General features: G+C 66.2%; 17 protein-coding genes. 9 read left to right on the forward strand and 8 right to left on the reverse strand.

The window, feature by feature from the left end:
* The first annotated feature begins 1 nt into the window (after position 1).
* Together ACVWY5_RS11855 and cobJ are read left to right on the forward strand one after the other, a co-directional pair.
* Positions 2-733, forward strand: coding sequence for a precorrin-2 C(20)-methyltransferase (locus ACVWY5_RS11855; RefSeq protein WP_028331455.1), 732 nt, complete (start codon positions 2-4; stop codon positions 731-733).
* Positions 730-1,464, forward strand: coding sequence for a precorrin-3B C(17)-methyltransferase (cobJ, locus tag ACVWY5_RS11860; protein WP_028331454.1), 735 nt, complete (start codon positions 730-732; stop codon positions 1,462-1,464). Before ACVWY5_RS11855 ends, cobJ begins: the two co-directional genes overlap by 4 nt.
* On the opposite strand, the gene ACVWY5_RS11865 is transcribed toward cobJ, so the two are convergent.
* Positions 1,440-2,189, reverse strand: a complete 750-nt coding sequence (locus ACVWY5_RS11865; RefSeq protein ID WP_028331453.1) for a cobalt-precorrin-6A reductase — start codon at positions 2,187-2,189, stop codon at positions 1,440-1,442. The genes cobJ and ACVWY5_RS11865 overlap by 25 nt on opposite strands.
* On the opposite strand from ACVWY5_RS11865, the gene ACVWY5_RS11870 reads away from it, so the two are divergent.
* Genes ACVWY5_RS11870 through cobF form a run of 6 tightly spaced genes read left to right on the forward strand, consistent with a single transcriptional unit; the run spans position 2,188 to position 7,317 of the window.
* Positions 2,188-3,369, forward strand: a complete 1,182-nt coding sequence (locus ACVWY5_RS11870; protein WP_028331452.1) for a bifunctional cobalt-precorrin-7 (C(5))-methyltransferase/cobalt-precorrin-6B (C(15))-methyltransferase — start codon at positions 2,188-2,190, stop codon at positions 3,367-3,369. The two genes, ACVWY5_RS11865 and ACVWY5_RS11870, sit on opposite strands and share 2 nt — an antisense overlap.
* Positions 3,366-3,734 carry a cobalamin biosynthesis protein gene (locus tag ACVWY5_RS11875; protein ID WP_028331451.1) on the forward strand — a complete coding sequence of 123 codons (369 nt, stop codon included), beginning with the start codon at positions 3,366-3,368 and terminating at the stop codon, positions 3,732-3,734. The genes ACVWY5_RS11870 and ACVWY5_RS11875 overlap by 4 nt, the downstream gene beginning before the upstream one ends.
* The gene (cobM, locus tag ACVWY5_RS11880; protein WP_028331450.1) at positions 3,731-4,528 is read left to right on the forward strand and encodes a precorrin-4 C(11)-methyltransferase; all 798 of its coding nucleotides are present in this window, start codon (positions 3,731-3,733) and stop codon (positions 4,526-4,528) included. The genes ACVWY5_RS11875 and cobM overlap by 4 nt, the downstream gene beginning before the upstream one ends.
* Positions 4,525-5,835 carry a cobyrinate a,c-diamide synthase gene (locus ACVWY5_RS11885; protein ID WP_028331449.1) on the forward strand — a complete coding sequence of 437 codons (1,311 nt, stop codon included), beginning with the start codon at positions 4,525-4,527 and terminating at the stop codon, positions 5,833-5,835. Before cobM ends, ACVWY5_RS11885 begins: the two co-directional genes overlap by 4 nt.
* Positions 5,832-6,560, forward strand: coding sequence for a uroporphyrinogen-III C-methyltransferase (cobA, locus tag ACVWY5_RS11890; RefSeq protein WP_028331448.1), 729 nt, complete (start codon positions 5,832-5,834; stop codon positions 6,558-6,560). Before ACVWY5_RS11885 ends, cobA begins: the two co-directional genes overlap by 4 nt.
* A gap of 7 nt (positions 6,561-6,567) precedes the next feature.
* Positions 6,568-7,317: a precorrin-6A synthase (deacetylating) gene (gene cobF / locus ACVWY5_RS11895; RefSeq protein ID WP_028331447.1), complete on the forward strand. Its 750-nt coding sequence runs from the start codon at positions 6,568-6,570 to the stop codon at positions 7,315-7,317.
* 40 nt (positions 7,318-7,357) lie between these two features.
* Here cobF and ACVWY5_RS11900 read toward each other — a convergent pair whose 3' ends face one another.
* The 3 genes from ACVWY5_RS11900 to ACVWY5_RS11910 form a co-directional block, all read right to left on the reverse strand.
* Positions 7,358-7,549: a hypothetical protein gene (locus ACVWY5_RS11900; protein WP_028331446.1), complete on the reverse strand. Its 192-nt coding sequence runs from the start codon at positions 7,547-7,549 to the stop codon at positions 7,358-7,360.
* Positions 7,550-7,890: 341 nt separating this feature from the next.
* Positions 7,891-8,397, reverse strand: coding sequence for a DUF417 family protein (locus ACVWY5_RS11905; RefSeq protein WP_028331445.1), 507 nt, complete (start codon positions 8,395-8,397; stop codon positions 7,891-7,893).
* 36 nt (positions 8,398-8,433) lie between these two features.
* Positions 8,434-8,970 carry a carboxymuconolactone decarboxylase family protein gene (locus ACVWY5_RS11910; RefSeq protein WP_028331444.1) on the reverse strand — a complete coding sequence of 179 codons (537 nt, stop codon included), beginning with the start codon at positions 8,968-8,970 and terminating at the stop codon, positions 8,434-8,436.
* A 131-nt stretch (positions 8,971-9,101) separates the two neighbouring features.
* Here ACVWY5_RS11910 and ACVWY5_RS11915 point away from each other — a divergent pair, with 131 nt between their 5' ends.
* Positions 9,102-10,097, forward strand: coding sequence for an AraC family transcriptional regulator (locus tag ACVWY5_RS11915; protein WP_028331443.1), 996 nt, complete (start codon positions 9,102-9,104; stop codon positions 10,095-10,097).
* Positions 10,098-10,151: 54 nt separating this feature from the next.
* Here the strand turns inward: ACVWY5_RS11915 and ACVWY5_RS11920 are convergent, their stop codons facing one another.
* The 4 genes from ACVWY5_RS11920 to ACVWY5_RS11935 all read right to left on the reverse strand — a co-directional run bounded on the left by ACVWY5_RS11920 (position 10,152) and on the right by ACVWY5_RS11935 (position 16,249).
* Positions 10,152-10,823, reverse strand: coding sequence for a peroxiredoxin-like family protein (locus tag ACVWY5_RS11920; RefSeq protein WP_028331442.1), 672 nt, complete (start codon positions 10,821-10,823; stop codon positions 10,152-10,154).
* 164 nt (positions 10,824-10,987) lie between these two features.
* Positions 10,988-11,866, reverse strand: a complete 879-nt coding sequence (locus ACVWY5_RS11925; RefSeq protein ID WP_028331441.1) for a LysR family transcriptional regulator — start codon at positions 11,864-11,866, stop codon at positions 10,988-10,990.
* A 98-nt stretch (positions 11,867-11,964) separates the two neighbouring features.
* Complete coding sequence (locus tag ACVWY5_RS11930; RefSeq protein WP_028331440.1) at positions 11,965-12,891, reverse strand: response regulator transcription factor; 927 nt, start codon at positions 12,889-12,891, stop codon at positions 11,965-11,967.
* A complete protein-coding gene (locus ACVWY5_RS11935; RefSeq protein WP_028331439.1) occupies positions 12,881-16,249 on the reverse strand; it encodes a hybrid sensor histidine kinase/response regulator in 3,369 nt (1,122 codons plus the stop codon). The genes ACVWY5_RS11930 and ACVWY5_RS11935 overlap by 11 nt, the downstream gene beginning before the upstream one ends.
* Positions 16,250-16,409 lie beyond the last annotated feature (160 nt).

Genomic DNA, 16,409 nt, shown 5'->3' on the forward strand with positions numbered 1-16,409 from the left:
GATGGGACGTATCATCTGCTGCGGCCTCGGCCCAGGCGATCCGGACCTGATGAGCGTGCGCGCCGACCGCATGGTGCGTGCCGCGAAGCATGTCGCTTACTTTCGCAAAAAGGGCCAGCCGGGGCAGGCGCGCCGCATTGTCGAGGGCTTGCTCGCCGCTGACGTCAGCGAATATCCGATGGAATATCCGGTCACCACGGAAATCGCGTTCGACAGTCCGGACTACGCGCGGCTGCTTGCCGACTTCTATGACGAATGGGCGGAGCGCCTGGCGCGAATTGCGCGCGCGATCGACATCGTCGTGCTCTGCGAGGGCGATCCCTATTTCTATGGCTCGTTCATGCATCTGCATGCGCGGCTGCAGGGTCGTGTCGAGATCGAGGTGATCGCCGGCATTCCCGGCATGGTCGGCTGCTGGAATTCGGTGGGGCAGCCGATTGCGCTGGCCGACGATGTGACGACCGTTCTGATGGGGACGCTGCCGGAGCCGGAGCTCGCCGAGCGGATGCGCAGCTCCGACGCGCTGGTTGTGATGAAGACTGGTCGCAATCTTCCGAAGATTCGCCGCGCGCTGGCGTCCGCGGGGCGCCTCGATGATGCGTGGCTCGTCGAACGCGGCACCATGCCGGATCAGCGCGTCGCACGGCTTGCGGATATCGGCAAGGCCGAGTGTCCGTATTTTGCGATCGTGCTGGTGCATGGGCAAGGACGGCGCAGGGAGGCCGCGCAATGACCGGCACGCTGACCATCGCGGGGCTTGGACCGGGCAATGAGGCGCTGATCACGCCGGAGGTCGCTGCTGCGCTCGCGGCTGCGACCGACATCGTCGGCTATGCGCCCTATGTGACGCGCGTGCCGCCGCGCGCCGGGCTCACGCTGCATCCCTCGGATAATCGTGTGGAGTTGCAGCGCGCCGCTGACGCGTTGCGGCTCGCGTCGGAAGGGGGCCACGTCGTCGTGGTGTCCTCGGGCGATCCCGGCGTGTTTGCGATGGCATCGGCCGTGTTCGAAGCGCTGGAGGACGCGCCGCAATGGCACGACCTGCCGATCCGCGTTCTGCCCGGCGTGACGGCGATGCTGGCGGCAGCCGCAAGCGCCGGCGCGCCGCTCGGTCATGATTTCTGCGCGATCAACCTCTCCGACAATCTCAAGCCATGGGCGCTGATCGAGAAGCGCCTACGGCTTGCGGCCGAAGCGGATTTCGCGATCGCGATGTACAATCCGCGCTCGGCCAGCCGGCCGGACGGTTTTGGTCGCGCGCTCGAGATCTTGCGCGAGGCGGGCTGCGACGAGCGCATCGTGATTTTTGCGCGCTCCGTCAGCACGCCCGGGCAGCGGATCGAGACGGTCGAACTGCGCGACGCGCGGCCAGAGATGGCCGACATGCGGACGCTGGTGATCGTCGGCAATTCGGCGACACGACGGGTCGGCCGCTGGGTCTATGCGCCGAGGCGGGTCCGATGACCGAGCCATTGCATCACCTCGCTCACGCTTTCCACCCGTGGTCTGTCGGGCAGCAGCGGCCGCGTGATCATGATGACGGGAAGGCCGAGCGCGCGGGCGGCGTCGATCTTGGCGCGCGCGCCGGTTCCACCGGAATTGCGGGCGACGATCCATTCGATGTGACGCGCGCGCATCATCGCGAGCTCCCCCTTGAGCGTGAAAGGTCCGCGCGACACAATGACGTCCGCGTTGGGCAACGACGGCGTTTCGTCGGGCGGGTCGACAAAACGCAACGTATAGGCATGCTGCGGCCGTGCGCCGAAGGGCGCGATGTGCTGGCGGCCGATCGCGAGGAATACGCAGGCGGGGCTGTCCGGCAAGGCCGCGGCCGCGGAGACGACGTCCGCGACTTCGATCCAGCGATCGCCGGAGGCTTTGTCCCAGGGCGCGCGTTCGAGCGCGAGCAACGGCGTTGCGCTTTGCGCGCAGGCGGCGATGGCGTTGCGGCTCATCTCGGCTGCGAAGGGATGCGTCGCATCGACCACATGCGTGATGGCTTCGCGTTGCAGATAGTCGGCAAGACCGCTGACGCCGCCGAAACCACCGCTGCGGACCGGCAATGGCTGGTCGGCCGGCGCACGGGTGCGGCCGCCATAGGAATAGACCGCGTCGATCCCCGCGCTTGCGATCGCAGCGGCGAGCAGATTGGCATCGGCCGTTCCGCCCAGGATCAGGGCGCGCATCATGGGTAATCCGTGGTTGACCATCATCGGCATCGGCGAAGATGGCCTTGCCGGCCTCTCCGATGCAAGCCGAAAGGCGCTCCGTGACGCCGAAACAGTTTTCGGCGGCGAACGGCATCTCGCGCTCGCCCGCATCGCCGACCGCGGCCGTGTCTGGCCGGTGCCGTTCGATGCGAACATCGTGATGAGCTGTCGCGGCCGTCCGACGGTGGTGCTCGCGTCGGGCGATCCGTTCTGGCATGGCGTCGGCGGAAGCCTTGTCGAGAAGCTGCAGGCCGGTGAGTGGGTCGCGCACTCCGCGCCGTCGACGTTCTCACTGGCGGCGGCTCGTTTGGGCTGGCGTATCGAGAATGCTGTCTGTCTCGGTCTTCATGCCGCACTGTTCGAACGGCTGTTGCCGCATCTCGTGCGCGATGCGCGGATCATCTGCCTGCTGCGCGACGGCAAGGCGGTGTCCGATCTCGCGCGCTGGCTGACGGAGCGTGGTTGGGGGGCGTCGGCAATATGGACGCTTGCGGCGCTTGGCGGACCGCGTGAGTCCGTCACGCAGCATCGCGCCGACTCGTATGCGGGTGATTCAAGCGAGAGCCTGGTCGCAATCGCGCTGGAGGCGCGGGGACAGCAGGGAATCGCACGCAGCTCGGGACTTGCCGATGCGCTCTTTGTGCATGACGGGCAACTGACAAAGCGGCCGGTCCGCGCGCTTGCGCTGTCGGCGCTTGCGCCGCGGCCCGGTGAGTGGCTGTGGGATGTCGGCGCGGGCTCGGGCTCGATCTCGATCGAATGGGCGCTCTGTGGTGGGACGGCGATCGCCGTCGAAGCCCGCCGCGAACGCGCCGCCAACATCCGCCGCAATGCAGCGAGCTTCGGCCTGACCCATCGGATCACCATTATCGAAGGCGAGGCGCCCGGCGCTTTATCGGACCTCGCGGCGCCTGATGCCGTGTTCATCGGTGGCGGCCTCGACGCCGCGATGTTCGATGCGATCTGGTCGCGGATTGCGCCGGGCACGCGGCTGGTCGCGCATGCTGTGACCCTGGAGACCGAGGCGCTGCTCTGCGATCTGCACCAGCGTCATGGCGGCGAGTTGATGCGCCTCGAGATCGCGCAGGCCGAGCCATTGGGCCGCTATCGCGCCTGGAAGGCTGCGCGGCCGATCGTGCAATGGAGCGCGCTCCGATGAAGGTCGCTGGCCTCGGATTCAGGCGCAATACCAGTGTCGCGTCCTTGCGCGACGCGCTCGACGCGGCCGGCGGTTCCGACGGCCTTGCAGCCGTTGCGACAGTGAGTGACAAGGCGGATGCGGCGGCGTTGAAAGCGCTGGCGCAGCAACTGGGAATACCGATCCGGGGCATTCCCGCGGAGACGTTGGCCGAGATCAAGACTGCAACGCAATCCGAGTTCATCAAGGCAAGATTCGGAACGGGCTCGGTCGCCGAAGCTGCGGCGATCGCTGCAGCAGGGCGCGGTGCGCGCCTGATCTCGGTCAGGACCGCGTCACAGGATCGGATGGCCATCGCGGCGATCGCGGAAGGAGACGGCGAATGACGGTGCATTTCATCGGCGCAGGGCCTGGCGCTGCCGATTTGCTGACCTTGCGCGGGCGCGATCTCATCGCCTCGTGCCCGGTTTGTCTCTATGCCGGATCGCTGGTGCCTTCAGGTGTTCTGGCGCATTGTCCGCCGGATGCGCGCATCGTCAACACCGCGGCGCTGTCGCTCGACCAAATCATTGCCGAGATCGCTGCCGCGCATGCGGAGGGCAAGGATGTCGCGCGGCTGCATTCGGGCGATCTCTCGGTCTGGTCGGCGATGGGCGAGCAACTGCGTCGGCTGCGCGCGTTGCAGATTCCGTATTCTGTCACGCCCGGGGTGCCGGCCTTCTCGGCGGCCGCGGCGGCGCTGGAGGCCGAGCTGACGCTGCCGGGCCTTGCGCAATCGGTGGTGCTGACGCGAACGCCGGGCCGGGCGAGCGCGATGCCTGATGGCGAGACACTCGCAGCCTTTGCCGCGACCGGCGCGGTGATGGCGATCCATCTTTCGATCCATCTGCTCGACAGGGTCATCGCCGAACTCACGCCGCACTACGGCGCGGATTGCCCGGTTGCGATCGTCTGGCGCGCGAGCTGGCCGGATCAGCGCATCGTGCGCGCCACGCTCGCGACGCTCGATACCGCCGTCGGCCCCGAGCTCGAACGCACTGCGCTCATTCTGGTCGGCAAGACGCTCGGGGCGGACGAATTCGCCGAGAGCCGTCTCTATGCAGCCGACTACGACCGCCGCTACCGCCCGGTCGGGGCGGTGCCGCGTTTTCCGGAAGCGTCGCCGGAATCATCGCAATGACCGCGGGGCTCGTCATCTCTGCGCCGGCATCCGGTGTCGGCAAGACGACGCTGACCCTGGCGTTGGCGCGCGCTTATCGCAATCGCGGCGTGAGGGTGCAATGCCTCAAGAGCGGGCCTGATTACATCGATCCCGCCTTTCACGCGGTCGCCACCGGACGCGCGTCGGTCAACATCGATAGCTGGGCGATGGCGCGCGAAGCCATCGCGCATTTGGCAGGCCGCGGCGCGGATGCCGATCTCGTGCTGACGGAAGGCTCGATGGGACTGTTTGACGGCGTCGCGGCGCGCGGCGTCTCGGGGACCGGCGCCACCGCCGACATCGCCGAGATGATGGGGTGGCCGGTGTTGCTGGTAATCGATCCCTCCGGTCAGGCGCAGACGGCGGCGGCGGTGGCGGCGGGATTGCGTGATTTCCGCGCCGGCGTACGGCTTGCAGGCGTCGTCCTCAATCGCGTCGCGAGCGCACGGCATGACGCCCTGGTGCGGAGTGCGATGGCAGGCGCGGGCATCCCGGTGTTAGGATCGCTGCCCCGCCACGCCGAGATCGCCTTGCCGAAGCGTCATCTCGGACTGGTGCAGGCCGAAGAGCAGGCTCAGATCGATGGTCTGATTGACGAAGCCGCGCGCTTTGTCGTCGAGCATATCGATCTCGACGCCGTGCTGAAATCGGCCGAGGTCTGGTCGCCGCAATCCGCCGTGCCCAGCCTGGTCATCACGCCGCCCGGCCAGCGCATCGCGCTGGCGCGCGACGCGGCGTTCTCCTTTGTCTATCCTCACATGCTGGAAGCCTGGCGCGCGGCCGGCGCAGAGATCGTGACGTTCTCGCCGCTTGCCGACGAAGGCCCCGACGCGGATGCCGATGTGTGCTGGCTGCCCGGCGGCTATCCCGAACTGCATGCCGGCCGGCTTGCGGCCAACAGGCGATTTCTCGGGCAGCTCCGCGCCTTCGCCGAGACGCGGCCGGTGCATGGCGAATGCGGAGGCTACATGGTGCTAGGCGCCGCGTTGACCGATGCCGACGGCGTGCGTCACGAGATGGCGGGCTTGCTCGGCCTTGAGACGAGCTATGCCAGGCGCCGCATGCATCTGGGCTACCGGCTCGCCGAGCTTGCCGCACCGATGCCCGGCCACGGCCCAGGCGCACGCCTGCGCGGCCACGAGTTTCACTATTCGACGATCATCGCGCAGCCCGACACGCCGCTCGCGGTGGTGCGTGATGCGACCGGTACGATCGTCGCGGAGACCGGATCGCGGCGCGGCTGTGCGACGGGTACATTCTTCCATCTGATTGCGGAGGACCGGTGAGCGGATTCGTGTCCTTCGTCTCGGCCGGTCCCGGCGATCCCGAGCTCCTGACCATGAAGGGAGCGGCGCGGCTGCGCGAGGCCGATGTGGTGCTCTATGACGATCTTGCCTCGGGCGCGATCCTCGATCTCGCGCGCTCCGGCGCCAATCTCGTCGCGGTCGGCAAGCGCGCCGGCCGCCTGTCGGCGAAGCAGCGCCATGTCAGCCGGCTGCTGGTCGATTATGCTGCCGCCGGCGTGCGGGTGGTGCGGCTGAAATCCGGCGACGCCGGCATTTTTGGTCGGCTCGAGGAGGAGATCGAAGCGCTGCGCGCGGCCGGCATCGGCTACGAAATCATTCCCGGTGTGACCTCGGCCTCGGTTGCCGCCGCGCAGGCCGGCATTCCGCTGACGCGCCGGCTGACCTCGCGCCGAGTCCAGTTCGTCACCGGCGCCGATGTGACGGGCGAATTGCCCGCGGACCTGAACTGGGCGGCGCTGGCCGATCCGGAAGCGACCACCGTCGTCTATATGGGGCGGCGGACCTTCCCGGCATTGGCCGCAAGGCTGATCGCTCATGGCCTCGCGCCCGACACGCCCGCACTGCTGGCGGAATCGCTCGGCCACGCCGACGAGCGGCTGCTTCGCACCACGATCACAGCGCTGGCCGACCGGCTCATGCAGGCCGGCGCGGCCACGGCGGCTGCCGTTATCCTGTTCGGTGCGCTGGCGCCGGAGCGAGGGTGACGCGGCCATGTTGACGCTGTCTCTGATCGGCATCGGTTGTGGTGATCCCCGGCAGCTCACTTTCGCCGCGACCGCCGCGATCAATGCCGCCGATCTGATCCTGATCCCGCGCAAGGGGACGGCGAAGTCGGATATCGCCGAGTTGCGTCGCACCATCTGCGCAGAAGCGTTGACCAATGACCGCACACGCATTGCCGAGTTCGACCTGCCGGTGCGTGACGCCGGTGAGGAGGATTATCGCAAGGGTGTGGACGATTGGCACGATGCGATCGCCGCGACGTGGTCGCAGGAAATCGCGCGCCATCTCGGCGGGGAGGGACGCGTCGCCCTGCTGATCTGGGGCGATCCCTCGCTCTACGATTCGAGCCTGCGGATTGCGCGCCGGCTCGATCCGCTGCCATCGATCGAGGTGATCCCGGGCATCACGTCGATCCAGGCGCTGTGCGCGGCGCATGCGCTGCCGCTCAATGAGATCGGCGAGCCATTCCTCGTGACGACCGGCCGGCGGCTGCGCGAGGGCGGCTGGCCGCCCGGCGTCGACACCGTGGTCGTGATGCTCGACGGCGGCGCCGCCTTCCAGACGCTGGATCCTGCCGGGCTGCAAATCTGGTGGGGCGCCTATCTCGGCATGCCCGATCAGATCGTCATGGCGGGAGAACTGGCAGAGGTCGGCCCCCGCATCGTCGCCGCGCGACGCGAGGCGCGTGAGCGGCACGGCTGGATCATGGACAGCTATGTCCTGAAGCGGAGATCGTGATCCAGATTTTGCTCCGGCGGCATTCCATCCAGCGGGGCCGCTAGGTCTTCAACCCGCGAATCGAGGGCTGAATGGTCAGGCGGTAAGCGACGAGCTTGTCGCCATCGAACTGCTCGAGGGTCGTCTCGCAAACCGGGCAGCGATATTCGCCCTCACTTCCTGACCTGGATGCCAGCTCAAGGCGTCGGAATCCAGCCCCGCAACGCGGGCATGTGACGTCGTTCTTCTTCATCAACTCACCCCAGAACAACACCGGCGCTCCTTTTTAGCGCAGACCGCGCGGCGGAACTATGTTCATGGCCGGAGAGCTATGGATCATTCGTGCATGGAAGCGGCGATGGGTCGTCAAGCGGGCGACAGCGCAGCCGATCGCGCGGAGCGCGTGGCCGATTTTCAACGCATTATGCAAGTTCGGCAATGGGTTATGGCTCGGCCTTCAAGGGCAAGGGCCGCCGGACCGGTGCAACAATAGTGACTGCGATGTCGTTGTGTTCGAGAGAGATGCTGCGTCTGCTCAATACCACGCGCGATCGCCGGCACGCCCGAGGCCCACCAGCGATCAATCGCGATCAGCTATTGCCTGATCAGACGAACCACGTCCTGTCGCAGCAGGTAGAGCGAGACGGCGAGCAGAACGACGTCCTTCATCAGGAACGGCACGTTGCCGGTCATCGCGGGGAAGCCACCGGCGGCGACGTCCCAGCCATCGGGCATGAAGGGAATGATGGTGACCGTCGCGATGAAGGTTCCGGTCGAGCCGAGGGCGCCGAGCACGCCGAGCCGCTTGTCCCAGAAGCCCGCGAGCAGCAGCGAACCGTATGTCCATTCCGAGGCGCCGAGGAAGTAGCTGGCGCCGGCGTGGCCGAACGCTGGATACAGCCACCAGATCAGCGGCCCGTTGCTGATGAACGGGACCAGCCGTTCGAATTCGTACGGAAACCACTTCTGGTAACCGAAGAACAGGAACATGATCACCATCGCGGCCCGGACGACGTGATAGTCGAGATCCTCCGCCAGCAGGCCGGACCTGTCGAGCGCGCGGACAAGCGGATTTTGTGTGGTGTTGGCAAGCGTGGTCATGGTCGTGATCCTTTTGCGTGACATCGCCCGGTCGCTTCAGGCGACCGCCGGGAAATCGATGTCGGTGTCGTTGATGCGGTTGAAGACGTTGGTGAAGATCGTGGTCGCAAACGCCAGGCTGATCTCGACCAGCTGCGCGTCGCTGTATCCGGCGGACTTGATCGCGGCGAAATCCTCGTCGCTGACGGTGCCGCTCGACTGCGCGAGGTTGCGCACGAAATGCACGAGCGCATCGCGCCTGGCGTCACTGGTCGGCGCGCCGTCGCGGATCTGCTTGAGCACATCGGCATTCACGCCGGCGAGCCTGGCGAGATGCGAGTGCGCGGCGACACAATAATCGCAGCCGCCGGCAGCGCTGATCACGAGCTTGACGACCTCCAGGTCGCGCCGGGGCAGGCTGCCGCCAGTCAGCACGGCATCGGCCGCGAGGATCGACTTGAGCGCGGCCGGACCGTGGGCGGCAATCGCCGCGTAGGTGTTCGGGACGCCGCCGATCGCCTTCTTGATCTGGGCATAGATCTGGCCGGACGGGCCGGTATCGGTTTCGAGATTGGGGGTTGAGAGACGCGACATGGTGGCACTCCTTGTTGCGGGTGGTGAACGATTGCGGAGTGACAATAGGATCGAGCTTTGAGACATTGAATGTTCATATTGCTCGTTTATATGCTCAATCGTCTCACATGCTGCTTCAGGGGGATTTGGCTATGGATTGGCTGAGCCGGTTGTTCGAGATGATGCCGGTGCGCGGGCGGCTCGATCTTCGCTGCAGCTACAGCGTCCCCTGGCGTATCGAGCAGGGCCCGGGTTTAACCAACGAGATCCCCTATCATGCGGTGCTTGCTGGCTCGGCGATCCTGGACGCCGCCGCGGGCGGACGGCCGTTGCTGCTGAAGGCCGGCGACATCCTTCTGCTTCCCGGCAACCCGCGACACGTGATGCACGACGGAAGCGGGGCGACACCGCTGCCGGCGCGCAACCGGGCGGCGGAGAATTTCACGATCAGCGAAAACCTCGGATCGGACGAACGGCTTGACCTGTTGTGCGGGCACTTCGCGATTACACCGCCCCACGACCGTCTGTTGCGCGGCTATCTTCCGCCGCGTCTTGTCGTGCATGCCGGCGCGCGTGCGGGAAAGGGGACGGCTGCGCAGCTCGCCGGGCTCGTGTCGCTGATGCGCAGCGAAACGGCCGACGATCATCTGGGCGGCCGCGCCATGCTGAATGCATTGTCCACGGCAATGTTCGCGCTTGTGCTGCGGCTTGCGAGCGAGACCGATGCAACGTCACGGGGACTTCTCGCCCTGGTCGGTGATCCCAGGCTCGCGCCGGCCGTGGCCGCCATGTTCAAGGAGCCCGCGCGAGCGTGGTCGCTGCCGGAGCTCGCACGGCTTTGCAACATGTCGCGCGCCACGCTGGCGCGGCAGTTCCAGGACAAGCTCGGGCGATCGGCCAGCGATCTGCTCACCGATATCAGGATGACGCTTGCGGCGAACGAGTTGAAGGGATCGCCGCTTTCGACCGGCGCGGTGGCGGAGATGGTCGGGTATCAATCGGAAGCCGCCTTTCAGCGCGCCTTCAAGAGCCACATGGGCGTGACGCCGGCGCAGTGGCGAAAGACGCAGCACTTCGGGGAGGATGTGTTGGCCGGCGCCGGCGCGCCGGCCGATCCGGAGGGGAGTACGCCGGCCGCACATACCTAGCCTGCGAGAGGAAAGCGCCCGATGGTCACTCGCCACCGGCCAGTCTGCGCGCTGTCATGCTTTCACGATCGCCTGCTGGAGGACAGCGATCATGTCCTCGGGCTCGGGTCGGCGGGTATAGTCGGGGTTGACTTCGGAGTAGAGGATCACGCCGTCTCGTCCGATGACGTAGCGGGCCGGCATCGGCAGCGTCCAGCTCGGATCGTCGTTGAACGTCGGCAGATCGTTCTTCAGCTGCTTGTAGAGCTCGACCAGATAGTCGGGCAGGTGGAAGCGCAGTCCGAAGGCCTCGCCGACCTGACCGTTCACGTCGGACAGGATCGGGAAGGAGAGCTTGTTCTGGCGCACCGACTTGCGGCTGTTCGGCGCGGTCTGCGGCGAGATCGCCACCAGCGCGGCGCCGTATCTGTCGAATTCCGGCTTGGCCGCCTCGAGCGCCTGCAACTCCATGTTGCAATACGGGCACCAGACGCCGCGGTAGAAGCTGAGCACCAGCGGGCCGCGCTTCAACAGATCGGTCGAGTTGACGATGTTGCCCTCGGGATCGCGGAGCGAGAAGGCGGGGGCGACATCGCCCGCCTTCCTGGCGCGCTGGGCGGCACCGGATGCGATCAGCTCCGCGGTGGCGCGGTGCATGATATCGATGACTGGTCGCGGAACGTTGTAGGGCGGCTTTCCGGCTTCGAAATCGGCCTTGAAAGCGTTGAGCCTGGCTTGCAGCGACATGACGGTTCTCCTCGGTCTCTGCGTGGTGGACGGCGGCGCCGTCCGGTTTGTTGAACTCACACGCTGCAAGCTAAAGGAGGTGGCCACGCCGGGTAGCGCTGCCGTCGGACTAGCGCTTATTCCTGTCGGGAATAAGCATCGACCGTTTCAAGCGGCCGATGACGTCATGCATTGAAGCTGCGCTCGAAGAAGCTCACGAATGCGCGTGCCTTGGCGGTCGCTGCACGTCCGGTCGGAAGCACGGTCCAGAGATCGAGGGCTGGGAGGTTCCATTCCGGCAGGACCGCGCGCACGGCGCCCGATTTGAGCTCCGGGGTGAACATCCATTCCGATGCGATCGTGAGCCCGGCATCGGCGAGCACCGCAGCACGGACGCCTTCGGCTGCGGTCACCCGCAACCGGCTCCGCACGGTGACGGCCAGTTCGGTACTGTCACGTTGAAACGACCACACGCTGCCCTCGCGAAGATAGACGACGGCTTGGTGCCGGCTCAATTCGCTCGGTGTCGACGGCGTGCCGGCGCGGTCGAAATAGGCAGGCGTGCCCAGCACGAAGCGCTGGCATCGCGCGATACGGCGCACGGTCAGCGTCGAATCCGTCATCTTACCCATCCGCAGCGCGACATCGATGCCCTCCTGGACGAGGTCGATCTGACGGTCATCGAGCACGACCTCGAGCTCCAGCTCGGGATGCTGCGCGAGAAACCTCGGCAGCATCGGAATGAGATGGATGCGTGCGAAGGTGACGGCCGCACAGACCCGCAATCGGCCCTTGAGGCCGGCCCCGGCGCCACGCGCCGCCAGTTCGGCTTCCGCAGCCTCTTCCAGCGCGCGCCGGGCACGCTCGAGATAGCCAAGCCCCGCTTCCGTCGGCGTGAGGCCATGGGTCGAGCGAATCAGCAGCTTGACCCCGAGAAATTCCTCGAGCTGCGCGACCGATTTCGAGACCGCCGGCTGGCCCACGCGAAGCTGCCGCGCTGCGCCGGAGAACGAGCCGGTCTCGACCACCCGCACGAATGTCTCCATCGCCGCCAGACGATCCATGCCTATTCTCCGCCGGAATGAACGTGTCAGCCCATCCTGTCACGGTCTGGGGCGATTGGCCATGTCAGGACGCGTCCCCGGGGAGTGGAGGCAGCAGGTTAGGACTTGCGGTGCCTGGCGTTGACCGCGATCGCGGCGGCGGCGGTGCGGTTCTCGACGCCGAGCTTGGCGTAGATCTGCTCAAGGTGCTTGTCGACGGTGCGCGGGCTGAGGCCGAGGATCTGCGCGATGTCGCGGTTGGTCTTGCCCTTGGAGAGCCAGGACAGCACTTCGCCTTCACGCGTGGTCAGGCCGAGCTCGCTGGAGAACTCGGCCGGCATATCGCCGCTGGTGTCCTTGGCGAGACGCAGCAGGAATTCGTTCGGGCCGAGCTTGCCCGTATATTGCAGCCGCAGCTGCTCGTTGCCGGGGAAAGGTGCCACGGTCGCAGTCTTCTTTCCCGCAGCGCCTTTCTGCGCCTGCTCGAGCCATTGCGGCATCGGATCCGGCAGCGCGAAATTGTCGGCGGCGTCGGCGAGCGTGTCCGACAGCAGTCGCTGTGCCTGCGGCGTCGCCCACAGCAGCGCGCCGGCGCTGTTCACCGCGAGCAGATAGCGGCCGGAGACGTCGAGCGCGGCGCGGGCGCTTTGCGTCATCCGCGCATTGGCGAGATGGACCCGGATGCGCGCCAGCATCTCCTCGACCACGATCGGCTTCGTCACATAGTCGACGCCGCCGGCCTCCAGCCCGCGCACGATATGCTCGGTTTCGGCAAGACCCGTCATGAAGATGATCGGCACGCCGTCGAGCCCGGCATCGCGCTTCAGTCGCCGGCAGGTCTCGAAACCGTCCATGCCGGGCATCACGGCATCCAGCAGCACGATATCGGGCGTGATCTGGTCGACGATGCGCATCGCCGAGGCGCCGTCGAGCGCCACCATCACGGTCATGCCGGCGCCGTCGAGTGCATCGGTCAGCAGGCGCAACGTCTCGGGCGAGTCGTCGACGACGAGCGCAACGTCGCGCTTCTTTTGTTCAATGGTCATAACTGTGCAATATCTTCAACGTCGCCATATATTGATCGAGATCGAACCGGTCGATCAGCGTGCGCATCTGGCCGACGAAGTCGGCATGTTCGGGACACTCATTGCCGATCTCGTCGAGCTTGAGCTGGATCGCCCTGACATAGCCGAGCTGGCCGAGGCTGATCAGCTCTTCGACATATTTCACCGGCGGCCGCGAACCACTCTCGGGCTTCCACTGTGGAGGCGGGGCCGGCTCGGCCTCATACTGCCACTCGATCTTGAGCAACTGGCGGATGGTCTCGAGCAGCCGCGGGATGTCGATCGGCTTCATCAGGTAGCCGTCATGGAATGGTTGCGCCAGCGGCGCGCCATGGGCCTCCAGCGCGCTGGCCGAGATCATCAGGATCCGCGCCTGGTGATGGCCTTCGGAGCGCAGGGTTTCGGCGACGGTCCAGCCGTCCATGCCTGCCATCGAGATGTCGAGCAGGAACAGGTCCGGCCGGCAATGCTGCGCGAGGGCAAGACAGCCCGGCCCATCCGGCGCGCTGAGCAGGATGAAGCCGAGCGGCGTCAGGATCTCGCGCAACAGGTCGCGGTGGGTCGGGTCGTCGTCGGTGATCAGGATCGTCTTGCGCGGACCGTGATAGCCGTACACGGGAGCATCGACCGGCGCATCGCGCCGCGGATTGGTGACCTCCGACAGCAGCAGCTTGACGCGGAACGTGCTGCCGGTGCCGACCGTGCTCAACACCTTGATGTCGCCGCCCATCACACCCGCGAGCAGGCGGCTGATGGTGAGCCCGAGCCCGGTGCCGGTCTGTGGCTGGGTGACGCCAAGCGCGCCGCGCTCGAACGGGGCGAAGATCCGCTCGAGATCGTCGGGCTGGATGCCGGGCCCGGTATCGATCACCTCGAACTCTGCGACCGGGCTGCGGTAATGCACCACGAACTGCACCTGGCCGGATTGCGTGAACTTGATCGCATTCGACAGCAGGTTGATCAGGATCTGCCGCAGCCGCTTCTCGTCGGCATAGACCACGACGGGCAGCACGGCCGGCCGTTTGAACACGAAGTCGATGCCTTTTGCTGCGGCTTGCAGGCGGAACATGCCGACCAGCTGCTCGAGGAAGTCATTCAAACGCACTTCATCGCGCGACAGGTAGAGCCGGCCGGCCTCGATCTTGGAGATATCGAGGATGCCGTCGATCAGCCCCGACAGATGATCGGCGCTGCGGCGGACCACGCGCACTTGCTCGCGCGGCCGCACCTGCAGGCTGTCGTCCTGCTCCAGCAATTGCGCGTAGCCGGAGATCGCATTCAGCGGCGAGCGAAGCTCGTGGCTGAGGCCCACGACGTACCGGCTCTTGGCGAGATTGGCTGACTCGGCAACTTCTTTGGCGCGCTGCAGTTCGGCGTCGGTCCGCTTGTGGGCGTCGATCTCCTGGATCAGCAGCGTGGTCTGCCGGCGTGTTTCCGCTTCCGCGGCGCGCCGGCTCTGTTGTGCCAGCACGAACAGCCAAGCGACGACGCCGATGATGAGGGTCAGCGCAAAGAACACCTTCCAGAGCACGTCGGCCAGCAATTCGTTGGCATGCACGGCCGCGGTGGTCTGCAGGTAGATCAGGCCGAGCACCAGCGCCACGAGGCCGGCCGAGACGGCGAACACGCCGAGATAATGCCCAAGCTGCGAGTTGATGCGGGCGTAGATCGGCTGCGGCATCACCTTGCCCAGCGCGTCCGAGACCTGTGCGCCGATCCGGCCATGCGGCTTGCAGAGGTCATGGCAGCGTGCGTCGAGCGAGCAGCACAGCGAGCAGATCGGGCCGGCATAGGCGGGGCAGGAAGCCATGTCCTCGGGCTCGAATGCATGCTCGCAGATGCAGCACTGGATCGATTCAATGTTCTGCCAGCTCCGCTTCGGCTTGCGGGCGATGTAGTACTTGCCATCGGTGGCCCAGGCGATCAGGGGAGCCGTGACGAACGCGACCGCAAGCGCGACGAAGGCCGACAGCGCCTTCGCGGTCGGGCCGAACAGGCCGTAGAACGCGCTGATCGAGACCACGGTGGCGATCGTCATCGCGCCGACGCCGACCGGATTGATATCGCAGAGATGGGCGCGCTTGAACTCGATGTGCTGCGGCCGCAGGCCGAGCGGCTTGTTGACGACGAGATCGGCTACCAGCGCGCCGACCCAGGCGATCGCGACGTTCGAGTAGAGCGCGAGCGTCTGCTCCAGCGCCTTGTAGACGCCGATCTCCATCAGCAGCAGCGCGACGACGACATTGAACACCAGCCACACCACGCGGCCGGGATGCGAGTGGGTGAGGCGGGAGAAGAAATTCGACCAGGCGATCGAGCCGGCATAGGCATTGGTGACGTTGATCTTGACCTGCGACAGGATCACGAATGTCCCCGTCAGCGCCATTGCCAGATCCGGCTGCGACAGCACGTAACGGAACGCCTCGAGATACATGTTGGCCGGCTCGGCCGCGTGCTCGGCCGAGACGCCGTGGCTCAGCGCGAAGAAGGCCAGGAACGAGCCGGCCAGCAGCTTGAGCGCGCCGAGCACGATCCAGCCGGGACCGGCGCTCAGCAGCGCGATCCACCAGGCCTTGCGCGAGGTGCGGCGGTCACGCGGCAGAAAGCGCAGGAAGTCGACCTGCTCGCCGATCTGCGCCACCAGCGCAAACACGACGGAGGCCGCGGTGCCGAACAGCAGCAGGTCGAGATTCCCTGCGGGATCGCCATGATCGCCGGCGAATTTGCGCCACTCGGTGAAGGAATGCGGATTGGCCCAGGCGATCGCCGCGAACGGCATGATGTGGAGGACGATCCACAGCGGCTGGGTCCAGAGCTGGAAGCGGCTGATCAGCGTGATGCCGTAGATCACCAGCGGAATGATCACGACTGCGCTGATCAAATAGCCGATCGGCCGCGGGATGCCGAAGCACATGTCGAGCGCGCTGGCCAGGATCACCGCCTCGATCGCGAAGAAGATGAAGGTGAAGGAGGCGTAGATCAGCGAGGTGATGGTCGAGCCGATATAGCCGAAGCCGGCGCCGCGGGTCAGCAGGTCGATGTCGATGCCGCTCTTCGCGGCATGGTAGGCGATCGGCAGCCCGCAGAGGAAGATGATGACGCTGACGACCAGGATCGCGGCGGAGGCATTCATCGCACCGTAGTTCAGCGTGATAGTGCCGCCGATCGCCTCCAGCGCGAGGAAGGAGATCGCGCCGAGCGCGGTGTTGGCGACGCGGGCGGCGGACCAGCGCCGCGCGCTCTTGGCGGTGAAGCGCAGCGCGTAGTCTTCCAGCGTCTGGTTGGCGACCCATTGATTGTACTGGCGCCTGACGCGGTCTATCCGCTGCCGCCCTGCCACTCGTTTGAACTCCTGGTCCACGATGCGCTGATCGCGGGCAAATCCCGTACCAAAACCTACGTCGCTATTTTGCGGTGCAGTATACGCGATCTCGCGTATCAGTGCGCTGCACAAAAGTGAGCAATCCTCGCCTGATCAATAAGCGTTCTCGAACCAGATG

The organism is Bradyrhizobium sp. USDA 3256 (assembly GCF_054058275.1).